The organism is Halomonas sp. YLB-10 (assembly GCF_003856855.1).
GTDB classification, from domain to species: domain Bacteria; phylum Pseudomonadota; class Gammaproteobacteria; order Pseudomonadales; family Halomonadaceae; genus Halomonas; species Halomonas litopenaei.
Genome location: NZ_RRCU01000005.1, coordinates 418,964 through 433,569, shown reverse-complemented (window position 1 = coordinate 433,569; position 14,606 = coordinate 418,964). Strand labels below are relative to the sequence as shown.

Below are 14,606 nucleotides of genomic sequence, written 5' to 3'. Positions count from 1 at the left end.
TCAGTTGCTGGCCACAGCGACTCGACGCGGCCCCGGCGGGAACCATTGTCCGGTCTCGGCAACACGACACTGGACCCTGTCACCCGCAGACAGATTCACCTTCAGCTGGAAGCCGACGTAGCCACCACGGGGAAGCTTCAAGCGAGCCATGGACGGACGGAGCTGGGTGGCCGACACAGTGTCGCGATGTTCGTCATTGACCCAGACTTCGACGTCCACCGGGGTATCAGCACCACCTTCCCACCAGGCCCACCCCCCCACCCGCTCGGCATCGAACTGCGTCAGTCGAGCGTGAGCAAAGGGGAGATTGTCGCGATAGAGCTGGATGCGCGATTCGAATAGCTTGCGACAACGCTCGTAGAGCGCCAGATCCAGCGGGTTGAGTTTGCGGAACTCCTGTTCATCCTCCGGCGCGATGTCATGCAATTCGCCCACCTGCGGCTTCCCCCGGTTGTCCTCACGCTGGGCGATATCGATGCCAAAGCGAGCATTGATCAACTCCAGGCTCTCCGAGTAACGTTCGGTCAAGCCGACCATCCCGATCGCCTCGACATCGACCCCCTTGAAGATGCTCGACTGGCGATCAAGCATCAGAGGAATCTTCATGAAGTCGCGGAAGCTGCCCTTGTACTGATGAATCCGCTGAAAGTGCGAATACTCGGAAGCCGCCCGCTGCAACGGTTCGCGAACAAAGGTCACCGCGCGATCGACGCCGCACAGCGGGACATACTTGGCCGCGGTGACGTGTCCTGCCAGCATCATCGCCTGGTTGTCCAGGCTCCTGCGATACAGGCGCCAAGGATCGGGGGACTCGCCATACATGCACTCGCGTGTCAGGACGCTGGTCTGAGATGCATCCTGGCCGTAGTCATAGACGATCTTGTCGAAGCCAAAGGCGCGCTCAGCACCGTGACGAAAACTGGTTCCCGCCGTCTTGGGTATATGTACGAAAAACAAGGGTTTCATGGTGGAGTCTCCTGACAAAAGCGCCGCAGGAATCAGTCCTGCGGCGCGGCGTGGCAAAAGGGATAGGGGAAGACGACACGGGATCCGGTGGCGGAGCCACCTCCACACTCCAGACGCGTCACGATGTGCCGACAACAAGATCACTCCCCCCCACCAGCACTGAAGCATTGGCATGGAGAGAAACGGTCACATGATCGCCTTCTTTCAAAGGCGCCGGATGCAGCCAGCGAAACCCGCAATAACCATCCACGGATTTGCCGGAACGTCGTAGATCGGGTCGATAGAACCCCACCCTTGCACGCCCCGCGTGAACACCATTGACGAAGATGTTCACTGCCAGACCACTGGCCTTGCCGTTGCGGTCCGTCACCCAACCACAGACTGCGTTGGCGTCAAAATGATCGATGGCTCCCACCAAAGGGCGATCTAGCACGGTGTGCTCTGCCAGACGCTGTTTCAGCGCCGACATCTCCCGAGCCAGGCGGGCAAGCTTGCCGGCCTGGAACTCATGAGCAACGTCGTTGATGTCGTAACGTCCGAAATATGCCTCGCCCTTGTCGAAGTTGGCGCCTCGCGTAGCACTCCCCCTCAATCGCTTGCGCGAGAACTCCTCACGCGACTTCACCGCGTAATGGTGAACCCGAAGCGGTCCCTGATGGATCGACCGCGTACGCCCACCACGTGGGTCCGACTCACCACTGCCGTCCGGCGAGCCAACGAAGTCCTCGATCACGTCCCCTGTGGCATCGACATATTTCCAGGCCGATACCAGGGTAGAGGAATGACAATAGGGCGCCTTGACATGGTCGACGCGTACCAGGCTCTTGGTGTGACAATCTGCGCTCGCGCCTGGTGCAGTGCCACAACGGGTGAAACGTTGCAGTACCGGTTCAGATCGCGCCTCTTCAAGCCCCGAGGAGCCGAAGCATTTCCAGTTCACGCTGACGCTGCCGACATCACCCGACGCCACCAGCCTTTCCAGCTCGCGACATTCCTCACCGTGACGCTGGCTTTCGTGCACAAGAAACTCATCGGCATCGAGAAACATGACGTAGTCATGCTTTCCCAGAGCCAGCCCAAGGATGCGACGATAGGCCAACTGCTGCGACCTGCGCTCAAGCACCGGCTGGTACAGCAGGCTGACCTCTCCCAGATCTGCCAGCGCTTCGAGCAAAGAGCGGGTGCCGTCGTCGGAACCGTTGTCGGCCAGAATGACATGCCCAAACCCTGCCAGCCGATGCCAAGCTACCCACTCGACAAGGTAATCCACCTCATTGCGGACGATACCGGCAACACAGAACTTCGCCATCTCTAGCCCACCCTGACCGGAGAGTTGCCAAGATCGACAACGTCGTTCACCACTCTGGCTCTGACACTGGCGTCCTCGCTCAAGCTTTCACCGGCAGGAAGGGTGAAGGTGAAGCCACATGGCTCGTTCGCGGGAGCACCGCCACCGGGGTTCGGTTCGTTCGCCACCACCACACCCACGGACCGGTCATCAACAAAAACTTCTACCTCAGCATGCTGTTTCTTGTGTACATAGCGCGCCCAACCGCTGACACGTCGTGAATCACATGAAAGAAGTTTTCCCTGTGACTTGGTGATCCGGGTTGCCTCTATATAGTCTTCTGGTTCAGGATCAATAAAGGCCAGTGCCGTCTGGTGTTCCTCCTGCGAGGGAGAAATTCCGCAAAAGGACTCGAGAGTGGAAAGAAAGGCTTCGGGATAAGCACTGGCCTTTTCGTAGGAGACGAGCATGGCACGCGGAGACTTCTGCCTGACAAAGCGAAGCGTCTTTCTATATTGTGACAGCGCTCTGTCCATGCCCTCGGTAATTTCGGCCAACATGGAAATAGAATTCCGCTGCGCTATTGAAAGAATATCCTTGTAGATAAACACATACCTGGCATTCGGCAATAGAGCGTCTACTTCATCCAGATGGTCGATGATGGAAGGTCGCTTCCAGCCCCAGCGGGTGTACCTGGTCTGGTACTCCTTCACAATCAAAGCTGTCTGAGCCATGTCCTGCTTTTCGAAAGCCTCGGAAAGTCTGACGTCTTCGTACACAGGGTGTGAGGCACGGTCGCCCATGAAGACGCCAAGCTTGGCCAACACGCCAGCGACCATCGAGGTCCCGCCTCGCGCGGTTCCAATGACGATGATAGGAGATGGCATCTTGTCATCCTGGTCCCCTATGACCACGACTCCCTTGTTGATCAAGGCATCATTCTTGGGCATGTCCCCTCCTGGGATACGTAGTTTCTCCGAATACGACGACCCATCAAGAAAGCCATCAACGACCTCCGATGGAGAAGTCTTCTCGGCTTCTTGTGAGGCATGGGCTGTAGCTGGGGTCGTGTTCGATTATTTTTCCCCAGGCCTTCTGCATGTAATCTATCTCGGTGTTGAATCTGGCAACTTTTTCTGGGTTATCTTCTGCTCCACGACTGATGGATTCGTGGTGATACAATTCAGCGTATGGGGTCCAGATATTACGATACCCGGCATCGAGCACCTTCAGGCAGAAATCAACGTCATTGAATGCGACCTTGAGGTCCTGTTCGTTCAGGCCTCCGACTTCCTCATACACCGACTTTCTCACGAGCAGACACGCCGCTGTCACGGCAGATACAGACTGGACCACCTTCAAACGGTTGAAATAACCGCCGGACTCTCGAGGAAAGTGCTTGTGAGAGTGCCCTGCTACTCCGCCAAGCCCAACGATGACGCCTGCGTGCTGAATGGTGTCATTCCCATAGTATAGTTTTGCGCCGACACAGCCGACATCCTCGCGACAGGCATGAGAAACCATCTCCCCGAGCCAGTTTCCATTGATCACTTCAACATCATTATTTACCAAACCAATGATGCTTCCCTTGGCATGCTCTGCACCAAAATTATTGATAGCTGAGTAGTTGAAGGGGTGGTCGTACCTGAGAACGCTTACCCTGGAGTCTTCAACCTGAATTTTTTCAAAAAATTCATGCGTCTCTGGCTCGACACTGCCATTATCAAGGAGAATAATCTCGTAGTCTGTATAACGTGACTTCTCCAGGATGCTGCGCACTGCCAGTTCTGTGACGTCCTTCTTGTCTCTCGTAGGAATCAACATGCTCACCAACGGTGCCGGCTCAGGAATAGGCCAACGCACACGATAGGTATTTCCCACAATCCCCTGCTCTACAATCGCACGCCCATCTGCTATTCCTTCAATATGGTCTTTCAGCGCCTTTACACCAGCTGAGGTCGTGTAATCCTTGCCCTCTTCAGCCAGTGCTGTCGAACCCTCGATAGCGCGCCAGTGATAGAGAACTCTGGGAACGTGGGAAATTGAGCCAGCGGTCAGGTGTGGTATGCAACGCAGCACCAGATCATAGTCTTGCGATCCCTCTACCCCGACTCGAAAACCCCCAATTTTCTCGATCAACGAACGTCGGTATACGCCAAGATGAGAAACATAGTTTTGCGAATAGAGAAGGTCGATGTTCCAGTCTGGCTTGAAGTGAGGCTCGCAGCGCATGCCCTGAACATCGATCTTGTCTTCATCACTGTAGATCAACTGGGCATCGGGATTCTTTTCCAGCTCTTTTGCAATAAAGTACAACGCATCTTTGGCCAATTCATCATCGTGATCGAGCAATGCCAGATAGTCACCAGTGGCCATCGACAGGGCGTCATTAGTTGTCTTGGAAATATGCCCATTATCCGGCCGAAAATGTATTTTTACGCGTTTATCCTTGCTGGCATAGTGCCTGAGGACTTTTTCGACATGTGGTGATGGAGAGGCATCATCCACAAGGCAAAGCTCCCAGTGGGGATAAGACTGTGCGATGACCGAGTCGATGCAAGCTTTCAGAAGCGTTTCATCGGTATTGTAAACCGGCACCAACACCGAAATTAATGCAGGACTCTCAAGGCCCTCAAGATAGCTGCGGATGGTTTCAGAGCTCGGCAGGCCATTGACTTCTACCTCATCTATCCATTTCTGGTAGGAGAGTTCGGCCTCGTTGACGATAAAGGTTTCCGCGTACTCTTCGAGAAGACGGGCCTCGCGTGCGGCGTCGTCCTCGGCATCCGCCAACTCGGCTTTCTTTGCCGACCCGCCACCTTCATCCGTTTCCGGAGTAGACCTACCCACTCCCGCAAGGACCTCGGCCTTTTTCAAGTGCGTGTACTCAGGAGCAGTCTCGACAAGACGCCCGGCAATCGCATCCCAAGCCTCTTCGGCATCGACATTGTCGATGCATAGTCGCTCCAGCCGGAAGCTTCCTTCCCGCTCCCATGGGTCAAAGCGTATGTTGACAATACTTCGCTCAAGCTGAATCACCCTTGTCGCCAGTTTCCCTGACTGGAAGGGTATGGGATAGGCGTGAGTTTCACTGAAGCCCTCTCCATGATCGATATATAGCTTGGCGACCTGGTGCTGATACTCGCCACTGAGAACGAATTCGATACGACACCACCCAGGCTCGATGACTCGACCTCGGCGATGACGAACGACGAAGGCCGGATCGGTGCCGTGGGAACGCCAATGGAATTCCCCTTCCAGGCGGCGCTCGAGCTGCTGGGCAGCGGCAAGCGTAAATTCACAGCCTTCGCAGCACTTCAGATATCCATCCAGCCCCGACCAAGGGTGCGGGATCTGTGGCGTCTCGATCTTTTTCAGCACCGGATCCTCCAACCGGAACTCTCCAGGTCGAGTCATCGGGTCCAGCCGCAATGCCTGTGTTCCCATCGGCAAGTAAATGACCAGGCTCTGGTGGCCGCTCTTTTCCACATGACGGGCCCACACGATATCTGCCTGGAAACCATCGCCATAATCAATATAGAGACACTGATCCACTGCCTGAGTCGCCGAAAAGTCGTATTCGAGACTGAACCATCCACCTTGGCGAAGCACAGCGGGATTGATCGGGGTGAGCAGGAACTGTGGATCTCCACCGCGAGATACCCAGACCACCTTGTTATTGCGGGTCATCAGCTCCAGTTCATAGATCGGCAACAAGTCCATGCGGGAGCATTTTTTGATGTACTTGTGATACAACCCACCGAGATCTCGCAGCGGTTTGGTCGCTCGCCAACTGAAGGAAGTCTGCATTCGCCTCAGGCGTGCCGACAACGCCAGTGTAGCCAAGTGTGGTGATTGCGAAGAGGGAGGGCCGCTTCTTGGTTCATGTTCTACCACGTCTACTTCCTCAGGCAATTACTAGTAGCCAGGAGCCTCGACAAACGACATCCCTCGAGCATCCTTATCGGAAACTCGTGGCTCAATGTTGTCCAATGGCCAGTCGATTGACAGGATAGTATCTGCCCAGTGCACCGACATTTCGTCTGAAGGCGCGTAATAGTCAGTACACTTGTATACAAACTCGGCATCATCACTGGTAACGTAGAAACCATGTGCAAAACCAGGTGGTACCCAGAGCATCTGCCGGTTGTCTTCGTTCAAGAAAACGCCTACCCACTTACCATAGGTGGCACTGGACGTTCGCATATCAACGGCTACGTCGAATACCTCTCCCCTGACTACTCTCACCAGCTTTCCCTGGGGATGCTTCAGCTGATAATGCAGTCCCCTGAGTATCGATCGACTCGACCTACTATGGTTGTCCTGAACAAACTTGTGTTCACCACAGACTTCATCAAATGTTTCCTGGCGAAAGGTTTCCATAAAGAAACCTCTTTCGTCACCGAACACTTTTGGCGTAAATAGCACGACATCAGGAATAGCCAGCCTTTCAACTTTCATGCACGTCACCTCCACCATCAGGTAGCCTTGTCACTGACCAACAGCCTTCGCGGCCAGAAGCTGTAGCAGGTATTCCCCGTATCCTGTTTTGGAAAGGCTGTTTGCCTGTGAAAGCAGGAACTCGTCACTGATCCAGCCTTGAGTCCAGGCAATCTCTTCCAGACAGGCTATCTTCAGCCCCTGTCGATGTTCGACTGTCTGCACGTACTGCGCTGCCTCAAGTAAACTGTCATGAGTACCTGTATCCAACCAGGCAAATCCTCTCCCCAAACGCTCTACGTGAAGTTCACCACGGTGTAGATATTCATTGTTGATCGAGGTTATCTCCAACTCTCCCCGAGCCGATGGCTTGACGCTCCGCGCGATGTCCACCACGGAGTTGTCATAAAAGTACAAGCCCGTCACCGCATAGGATGACTTTGGTTTTTTGGGCTTTTCCTCAATAGAGACCGCACGCCCTTTCTCATCAAACTCGACAACACCAAAGCGTTCCGGGTCTTTGACGAAATAACCGAACACTGTGGCACCTCGAGCCTGGTCGGAGGCTCTCAGAAGTTGCTCGGAAAAGTGTTGTCCGTGGAAGATATTATCGCCAAGGACGAGACAGACAGGAGAATCACCAATAAACTTCTCGCCGATAATAAAAGCCTGGGCCAGTCCCTCTGGCTTTGGCTGCTCTTCGTAGGACAAGGAAACACCAAATTGGTCACCGGTACCGAGCAGCTGACGGTAGACTGGTAGATCATCCGGTGTAGATATCACCAGTATTTCTCTTATTCCTGCCAACATTAGCACCGAGAGCGGATAGTAGATCATCGGCTTGTCGTAGACAGGGAGAAGCTGTTTTGAGACCCCATGGGTAATGGGGTGAAGTCTCGTACCGGAGCCTCCGGCAAGGATGATTCCCTTCCGATTCATGGCGGTAACCTCTAGTTTTCGGACAACGCCTTGCGGCGGCAGGCCTACCTTAGGTAGTCCTTCATGGTGAGAGACAACTGTCCCCTCCAGTCAGGGAGCGAGATGTCGAAGGCGTTCTCAAGACGAGAGACCGACAGCCGGGAGTTGGGTGGACGCTTTGCTGGTGTGGGATAGTCCTTCGTCGCCAGTCGAGACAGCTGGTCGTCGCAGAGCATGAGAGGAAGGCCGTGCAGACGGGCGAGACGAAAAATCTCTCGGGCAAAGTCATACCAGGACACGAAGCCCCGTGGTGCCAGATGGTAGAGCCCGGTCAGTTCGGGACGAGAGCGGTAGACTTGCCACCCATGCAAGGTCACGTCAGCAATCAGGCGTGCGGGCGTAGGGGCCCCCACCTGATCGTCGACAATTGCCAGGGACGCCCGCTCCCGCCCCAGACGCAGCATGGTCTTCATGAAGTTGTTGCCCCTGGCGCTGTAAACCCAACTTGTCCGGAAGATTTGTGCGTCGCATCTACTGGCGAGCACCGCCTCGTCGCCGGCAAGCTTGGACTGGCCGTAGCAAGATAAAGGGTCGGTTGGACTATCTTCCGTCCAGGGCCGAATGGCATCGCCTGGATAGACGTAGTCGCTGGAATAGTGCGTCAACAGTGCCCCGTGATCGGCACAATAGCGTGCGAGACAGCCAGGCAGCTCTGCATTGAGTCGAAAGGCAGTCGCCGTATCGGTCTCTGCCTGGTCCACCGCGGTGTAGGCAGCAGCATTGATCACCCACTGGGGGCGATAGTGGTCCAGACAGCGTTTCACCGCATCAAGGTCGGTCAGATCCAGGGTCCTGCGGTCAGGCGCATGAAGATCCAGATGGATGGCTAGCGCCTTGTGAAGCTCATGGCCCACCTGGCCCGAGGCACCAAGCAAGAGCCCACTCATGACAACACCCCCAGGCGCTCGGCCCGGTAGCTACCATCCTGCACCGCCTTCCACCACGACTCGTTGGCCAGATACCAGGACACTGTCTTGCGAAGGCCAGACTCGAAAGTCTCTCGTGGCTCCCAGGCCAACGTGTGCTGAATGTAGGATGCATCGATGGCATAGCGCCGGTCGTGGCCAGGCCTGTCGGCGACGTAGGTGATCAGATCACGATATTCGCCCTTGTCCGGAGCCATTTCCGTCAACAGGTCACAGATTGTGTGTACCACTTCGAGGTTGGTTTTCTCGTTATGGCCACCAATGTTGTAGGTATCTCCAACCTTTCCCTCGCTGGCAACCAGCACGAGGGCGCGCGCATGGTCCTCGACAAAGAGCCAGTCTCGTACCTGTCCACCATCACCGTAGACAGGAAGAGCCTCTCCATGCAGCGCATTGAGGATCATCAGAGGAATCAGTTTTTCAGGAAAGTGAAACGGACCATAGTTGTTTGAACAATTGGTCACCAGGCAAGGCAAGCCATAGGTGCGCGTCCACGCCCGCACCAGGTGATCCGATCCCGCCTTGCTGGCCGAGTAGGGCGAACTAGGCGCGTAGGGGGTCTGTTCGGTGAACAGGCTGCCATCATTCTCGAGGTCTCCGTAGACTTCGTCGGTGGAGATGTGGTGAAACCGAAAACCATCGGCCTTGTCGCTGTCCTGTTGCCTGATTCCTTCCCAGTACCCACGTACCGCCTCGAGCAATACCAGAGTGCCCACCACATTGGTCTGAATAAAGGCGCGAGGCCCGTCGATGGAGCGATCAACGTGGCTTTCTGCGGCCAGATGCATCACCACATCGGGGCGGTACTTGTCCAGAATTCTGCTCATTGCCGCGCCATCACAGATGTCCGCTCTCTCGAAGATATAGCGAGGATCGGAGGCGACAGACGCTACGGATGCCAGATTGCCGGCATAGGTCAGCTTGTCCACATTGACGACACGATGAGGGGTGTGGGTAATCAACTCCCTCACCACGGCCGAGCCGATAAAACCGGCACCACCGGTCACGAGAAACGTCTTGATCATGAAAGAACCCCGAGAGGACTGGAAATTCTGCCCGCCCCGCCAGGGAGGACGCTAGAAATGGCGTACGGGCGGGAAGGAAGAGAGGATGACAGGAAGCGTGAGCCCTGAGCTCTTCAACATGAAGGGCTTCATTGCGGCAGCCGTCCGACGACAGCTATCGGTAGTTCCATCAGGAAGAGCGTCAGTCTCTGTGGTCCTGGACGATCAGCCACAGCATGCTGGCAATGAAGGAAAGGAACAGAGTGACGATCACAAAGATGGTCAGGTTGTAGAGGCGCTCTGGACGCGTGGCGTACTCGGGCAATAGAGGGCTCTGCAAGATACTGATCTGCTTAAGCTTGCGAGCAGCCTCGATGCGCGTGCCCTCCAATGCACCGAGAGCGCTGGCATAGGTCTCTTGGGCAAAGCGAGCCCGCAGCTCGAGCCGCTGATACTCGGAGGACAGGCGGTTGAGGGAGTCTCCTGTGGCCTTTGCCAGTCGCTCACGCTCCTGATCGATCTGACGACGCAGCGCAGTGATTTCGCTCTCGACTCTCACCATGTCCGATGAACGCTGGCTGGAAAAGCTGGCCAAGGCACTACGCCGGGCTTCCAGTCTTGCCAGCTCACCTTCCAGACTGGCCACCACCTGGTTGAGGCTGTCCACGGTCGAGGTAGGAGACACCAGACCATGCTCGTTCTGATAGTCCAGGAGATCCGTGCGTGTCTGATCCAACCGATCGGACAGGCGCTCTACCTGAAGCTCGAGGAACCGTACCTGATCCTGAGCCAGGCGCTGCCCCATGGCATTCATGTGAGCTTCACCTTCCGCCAGTAAAAGCGAGGTCAGTTGCTGGGCAAACTCGGGAGAGAAGCCCTGGACCTCCAGCTTCAGGACCCCTGCGTAGTCATCGAGCGTCACCTCAACGCGACTCAGGTAATACTCGTGAAGGTCTTCGATGGGAGCCTCGGCGTCCCACAGACGAGCAGGAAAGTCACCGTTCTCACTGTAATGAGACCTCAGGTCGAGCCGTTCATCAGCCTTCTTGAGCATATCCACAGAAAGCAGATACTCCCGCAAAAGCAACATATCGCTGTCGACGCTGGCACCGGAAAGCAGGCTCGAAAAGTCGAAGGTTGGGGCAGCGATCTGTGGGCTTTCCAGTACCACGACGGCCTCGGATACGTACCGATCCTCTGCCCAGACTAGCCAGTAGAAGGACATGGCCAATATCGACAGGCAGGCAAATGCCCAATGGGGCTGCCGAGCAATCCATCGCAACATTATCTTGGCTTCCTTGCTGGAGCGACGTCGCGGGGCATCCGGACGCCTCTGAATACGAGCACCACCGTCGGGATCTAGTCCTCAGTGAGCGACGCCTTGCCATCGCCTGGTGGCTACCGTTCTTTCTTCTCGGACCCCTTCTCCGAATCCTTCCGCGAATCCTTCCCCGAATCGTCCTTGCTGCTCGCGGGTGCGGCCCGCTTTTTCGTCTGTACCGCGCGACGAACCTCATGCAAGCGCTGCTTCGCCAGGTGAAGGCGAGCGATGAGCTCCTGACGGACCCTCGGGTCGACCAGTTCGTCTGCGTTCTCACGCCCCATCTCCAGAGCATCGAGGCGCTTCTGGATACGCTCCAGCTGCTGTCTGCGCTTGCCCAGCAATGCCTTGAGCGTATCCAGGGACATTGTGTCGATACCCGGTGTCGGCGCAGGTGACGGATACCGGGGTGCTTGCGGCTTGCCATCGTGGCGTGGCCCATTGCCGGGGCCGCCGGTGGCCTTGGCCTTGCTGTCACTGTCCTGGTGATAGCTGCGAATGGCGTCTCTGATATCGTCAAACCAGAACGCCTCGCCATGCTTCAGATAGATGCCTGCCTGGCACAGTTCGCGCAGTATGCCTTCGCTGTGGGAGACCATGACCAGGCTTGCGCGATTGACCCTGTCCTTGAAGGCACGGGTCGCCTTGGCCTTGAATACCCGATCGCCCACCGAGGTCGCCTCGTCAGACAGATAGACATCGAAATCAAACGCCAGCGACAGACCAAAATTGAGTCGCGCACGCATCCCGGAGGAGTAAGTACGAATCGGGTCATCGAAGGCCGGCCCGAGCTCTGCAAATTCCTGCACCTTGTCGATGATGGCTCCGACGTCACGACCACCACCATGGACACGGGCAACAAACTTGACGTTCTGACGGCCACTCAAGGCCCCCTGAAAACCTCCGGCCAGTCCCATCGGCCAGGAGACCCGAGCATCGCGCCGGATAGAGCCCCTTTCAGCCGTATCCATGCCGGCAATCAATCGCAGCAGGGTCGACTTTCCCGCGCCATTTCTCCCCAACACTCCAACGCTTACGCCGTGGGGGATGGTCAGGTTGATATCCTTCAACACCCAGTCCCTGACCTTGTGATGGTGATAGCGCTTGTAGAGGTGTTCTATCTGGATCATTGCGCCATCAGCCGATGTCGAAACCGAAGGTGTAGCATCAATCCTAGTGACAGCAGTGCCAGTGTCACCATCCAGTAATAGGGGGCACTGGTACCAGGGACCTGCCAATACCCTTCAAAAAAACCGCCACGTAGTCGCTCCAGACCATGAACAATCGGGTTGAGCAACAGGTACTCACGCATCCAGTGGGGCATGTGATGGATCGGGAAAATGACACCGGATAGGATCAACAATGGCATGATCATCATCCGTAGCACGATCGCCACCTCGGCGATGAGGGTGGCAAGCACGGAGACAATTAGCCCAAGCGCCAGGCCCAGCAGCCAGAGCGAGAGCCACCACGCCAGTGCCAACAGGGCGTCGTCAGGTGCCAGCGCCTCGACCTTGAGCAACATGCCGCCGAAGATGAACAAGAGAAATATCAGTGATCGCAGAAGCCCCTCCAGGGCGTTGCGCACCAACACCGGGTCCACGGGCCTGACCTGCCGATAGGCGAACAGCGCCTGGTTGGCCTTGATGGCTCCCAGCCCTCTAATCATCCCTTCGCGAACCAGAAAAAATCCCATGAGTCCGACCACCATCCACGGGATGAAAGGGGCTCCCACGATAAGGGCGTCTCCGCGGATGAGACTGCGGATGGCCACCATGATCAGTGTGAAGAACACAGGTTCCGCGACCATCCAGAACCAGCCCAGGCGATCCGACATGGTGCGCGCAATGGCCTCTCGCAGGAACATGGCGTACCAGACGCTACGCGTCACCACCCAGGGGTGGCGTTGCACGGAGTTGCCAATCATCGACATGCTGCCCCCCTCTAGAGATCGATCGCCACCTTGGTGGCCACGGCAATCTGATAAAGGATCTGGGTCAGGCTGGTTGCCAACTGAAGATTCTTGGTGGGGACAGCCGGCATCACCAGAATCTCGTCTCCTGCACGCAGGGTGATATCGTCGGCACTCCGCACCGCGCCGTTCTGGCGAACCACCAATATGTTGTCCTCATCGCCACGCTGGGTAAGACCACCAGCGGCATCAAGATAGTGGTCGAGACCAGAACCCGGCTGATAGACCACCGCCTGTGGCACGACCACCTCTCCGCTGATGAGCACCGAATCCATGGCCTCCGGCAACGTAATGACATCACCGTCCTGCAACCGAATGTCGGCAACCCCTTGATCACTGGCGACCACCAGTCGACCGCTGGGTTCTAGCTGTCGCGCCCGCGCCACAAACATCTGAATCAGCTCGGCCTCGCGAATCCTGATTCTGGCCTCCTCATCGGTGGATGACGATGTTCCCAGATAGGTCGTCTCCAGACGACGGAGACTATCCTCGAGCGCCTCTTTCTGCTGCCGTGCTACGCTTTCTCGGCGAATCGAAACATTGTGGCTGGCCGACATGTCGGACAGGATGGCGACGGCATCCAGCAACTCTCCGAGCCGGGCATCTCGCGGCAGGGCAAACCTCGATGGGCCCAGAAAACTCCCCTCGAGGGCAACCACGATGGTGCCTTCCTGATGATCTGCATTGAAGATCACCTCATCACCAGGCTGGACCTGGCGCGTGAGAAATTCGTCGAGCGTCAGGTAGGTGGCAACCGGGCCTGTTGCACGCTCTCCGCGCAGCAATACGTGAGATACGCCACTCTTCAGGCGGGCCAGGCTTACCAGATCACTGCCACTCAACTGGCCAGACTGTAGTTCGTATCGGTAGGCGCGTTCCACATCACCGGTCACCGCGATGGAGGGGCCTCGTTCTCCCACCACGATAGTATCGCCGTCGCGCAACTGAGGCCGAGCGATCCTGCCATCCAGCAAAAAGTCGTAGAGATCGAAGCTGGCCAGGCGTTGCCCCTGACGCATCAGGCTGATGCTGCGATAGCTGCCAAGGGCGTTGTCGATCCCCCCGGCCTGATCGAGAAAGTACAGAATCGAATCCGAGGGGGTGCCCGCGTAACGTCCAGGGCTGTGGACATAGCCGGTGACATAGATACCGACGGGCTGAACGCCTTGCAGGTTGGTGTACACCTGCACGTTCTCGGGATAGATGCTCTGGATCGCTTCTCGAACCCGAGCATCCAACTGGCCATGGCTCATTCCCTGCACGGCGAGGGGGCCGATCGACGGGAGAAAGATATTGCCCTGGGCATCCACGGGCACCACTCGATCGAATTCCACCGCCCCCCATGCTCTCAGGGTGACCTGATCGCCAGGTTTGATGCGATAGTCACGGTTGAGCCCATCGGCCATGGTGCCTCGAAACCCACCGGTAAAGAGGTTGGCGCCAAAGGGAGGAAGCAGTTCCACATCGATCGGTGACGGTATGGAGGGCGGCCCATAGCGATCGTTGCTCCAGTTGGCGCGAGGCGAGTCATTGATCGTCCCTTCATCCGTCTGCTCCCGGGCCTGAGGCAAGATATCGTCCGGCAGGGCAATACCCTGCGCAGCGACCGAGTTCGCCATCGACCAGCTCACCATCAGTAACAACACAGGCAACGACAGCCGTCTTGCCAGATACAGCACCGCCCTGCCGAGCCGTTCATCCATGATCGTCA

The 14,606-nt window shown here is 56.7% G+C and carries 12 protein-coding genes; all 12 read right to left on the bottom strand.

What is annotated here, in order from left to right; genetic code table 11:
* Positions 1-966: a sulfotransferase family 2 domain-containing protein gene (locus EBB56_RS14040; protein WP_045992418.1), complete on the bottom strand. Its 966-nt coding sequence runs from the start codon at positions 964-966 to the stop codon at positions 1-3.
* A 118-nt stretch (positions 967-1,084) separates the two neighbouring features.
* The gene (locus tag EBB56_RS14035; protein ID WP_124804635.1) at positions 1,085-2,275 is read right to left on the bottom strand and encodes a glycosyltransferase family 2 protein; all 1,191 of its coding nucleotides are present in this window, start codon (positions 2,273-2,275) and stop codon (positions 1,085-1,087) included.
* 2 nt (positions 2,276-2,277) lie between these two features.
* Positions 2,278-3,204: a sulfotransferase gene (locus EBB56_RS14030; RefSeq protein WP_124804634.1), complete on the bottom strand. Its 927-nt coding sequence runs from the start codon at positions 3,202-3,204 to the stop codon at positions 2,278-2,280.
* A gap of 55 nt (positions 3,205-3,259) precedes the next feature.
* Positions 3,260-6,064 carry a glycosyltransferase family 2 protein gene (locus EBB56_RS14025; RefSeq protein WP_124804633.1) on the bottom strand — a complete coding sequence of 935 codons (2,805 nt, stop codon included), beginning with the start codon at positions 6,062-6,064 and terminating at the stop codon, positions 3,260-3,262.
* A gap of 108 nt (positions 6,065-6,172) precedes the next feature.
* Complete coding sequence (gene rfbC, locus EBB56_RS14020; RefSeq protein ID WP_108132204.1) at positions 6,173-6,715, bottom strand: dTDP-4-dehydrorhamnose 3,5-epimerase; 543 nt, start codon at positions 6,713-6,715, stop codon at positions 6,173-6,175.
* 30 nt (positions 6,716-6,745) lie between these two features.
* Positions 6,746-7,633 carry a glucose-1-phosphate thymidylyltransferase RfbA gene (gene rfbA / locus EBB56_RS14015; protein WP_124804632.1) on the bottom strand — a complete coding sequence of 296 codons (888 nt, stop codon included), beginning with the start codon at positions 7,631-7,633 and terminating at the stop codon, positions 6,746-6,748.
* A 44-nt stretch (positions 7,634-7,677) separates the two neighbouring features.
* Positions 7,678-8,559 carry a dTDP-4-dehydrorhamnose reductase gene (gene rfbD / locus EBB56_RS14010; protein WP_124804631.1) on the bottom strand — a complete coding sequence of 294 codons (882 nt, stop codon included), beginning with the start codon at positions 8,557-8,559 and terminating at the stop codon, positions 7,678-7,680.
* Complete coding sequence (gene rfbB, locus EBB56_RS14005) at positions 8,556-9,623, bottom strand: dTDP-glucose 4,6-dehydratase (protein WP_185696443.1); 1,068 nt, start codon at positions 9,621-9,623, stop codon at positions 8,556-8,558. Before rfbB ends, rfbD begins: the two co-directional genes overlap by 4 nt.
* Before the next feature lie 181 nt (positions 9,624-9,804).
* Positions 9,805-10,827 carry a chain-length determining protein gene (locus EBB56_RS14000; protein WP_260425365.1) on the bottom strand — a complete coding sequence of 341 codons (1,023 nt, stop codon included), beginning with the start codon at positions 10,825-10,827 and terminating at the stop codon, positions 9,805-9,807.
* Between the two features lie 173 nt (positions 10,828-11,000).
* Positions 11,001-12,053, bottom strand: a complete 1,053-nt coding sequence (locus EBB56_RS13995) for an ABC transporter ATP-binding protein (protein WP_124804629.1) — start codon at positions 12,051-12,053, stop codon at positions 11,001-11,003.
* Positions 12,050-12,856 (bottom strand): ABC transporter permease, encoded by an 807-nt coding sequence (locus EBB56_RS13990; protein WP_045992426.1) that lies wholly within the window; start codon positions 12,854-12,856, stop codon positions 12,050-12,052. Before EBB56_RS13990 ends, EBB56_RS13995 begins: the two co-directional genes overlap by 4 nt.
* Before the next feature lie 11 nt (positions 12,857-12,867).
* Positions 12,868-14,514 carry a polysaccharide biosynthesis/export family protein gene (locus tag EBB56_RS13985; protein ID WP_409360212.1) on the bottom strand — a complete coding sequence of 549 codons (1,647 nt, stop codon included), beginning with the start codon at positions 14,512-14,514 and terminating at the stop codon, positions 12,868-12,870.
* Between the last annotated feature and the right edge of the window lie 92 nt (positions 14,515-14,606).

Coding starts and splice junctions, on each gene's coding strand:
- EBB56_RS14040 (WP_045992418.1), bottom strand. CDS start 966: ATGAAACCCTTGTTTTTCGTACATATACCCAAGACGGCGGGAACCAGT.
- EBB56_RS14035 (WP_124804635.1), bottom strand. CDS start 2,275: ATGGCGAAGTTCTGTGTTGCCGGTATCGTCCGCAATGAGGTGGATTAC.
- EBB56_RS14030 (WP_124804634.1), bottom strand. CDS start 3,204: ATGCCCAAGAATGATGCCTTGATCAACAAGGGAGTCGTGGTCATAGGG.
- EBB56_RS14025 (WP_124804633.1), bottom strand. CDS start 6,064: ATGCAGACTTCCTTCAGTTGGCGAGCGACCAAACCGCTGCGAGATCTC.
- rfbC (WP_108132204.1), bottom strand. CDS start 6,715: ATGAAAGTTGAAAGGCTGGCTATTCCTGATGTCGTGCTATTTACGCCA.
- rfbA (WP_124804632.1), bottom strand. CDS start 7,633: ATGAATCGGAAGGGAATCATCCTTGCCGGAGGCTCCGGTACGAGACTT.
- rfbD (WP_124804631.1), bottom strand. CDS start 8,559: ATGAGTGGGCTCTTGCTTGGTGCCTCGGGCCAGGTGGGCCATGAGCTT.
- rfbB (WP_185696443.1), bottom strand. CDS start 9,623: ATGATCAAGACGTTTCTCGTGACCGGTGGTGCCGGTTTTATCGGCTCG.
- EBB56_RS14000 (WP_260425365.1), bottom strand. CDS start 10,827: ATGTCCTTCTACTGGCTAGTCTGGGCAGAGGATCGGTACGTATCCGAG.
- EBB56_RS13995 (WP_124804629.1), bottom strand. CDS start 12,053: ATGATCCAGATAGAACACCTCTACAAGCGCTATCACCATCACAAGGTC.
- EBB56_RS13990 (WP_045992426.1), bottom strand. CDS start 12,856: ATGTCGATGATTGGCAACTCCGTGCAACGCCACCCCTGGGTGGTGACG.
- EBB56_RS13985 (WP_409360212.1), bottom strand. CDS start 14,514: ATGGCGAACTCGGTCGCTGCGCAGGGTATTGCCCTGCCGGACGATATC.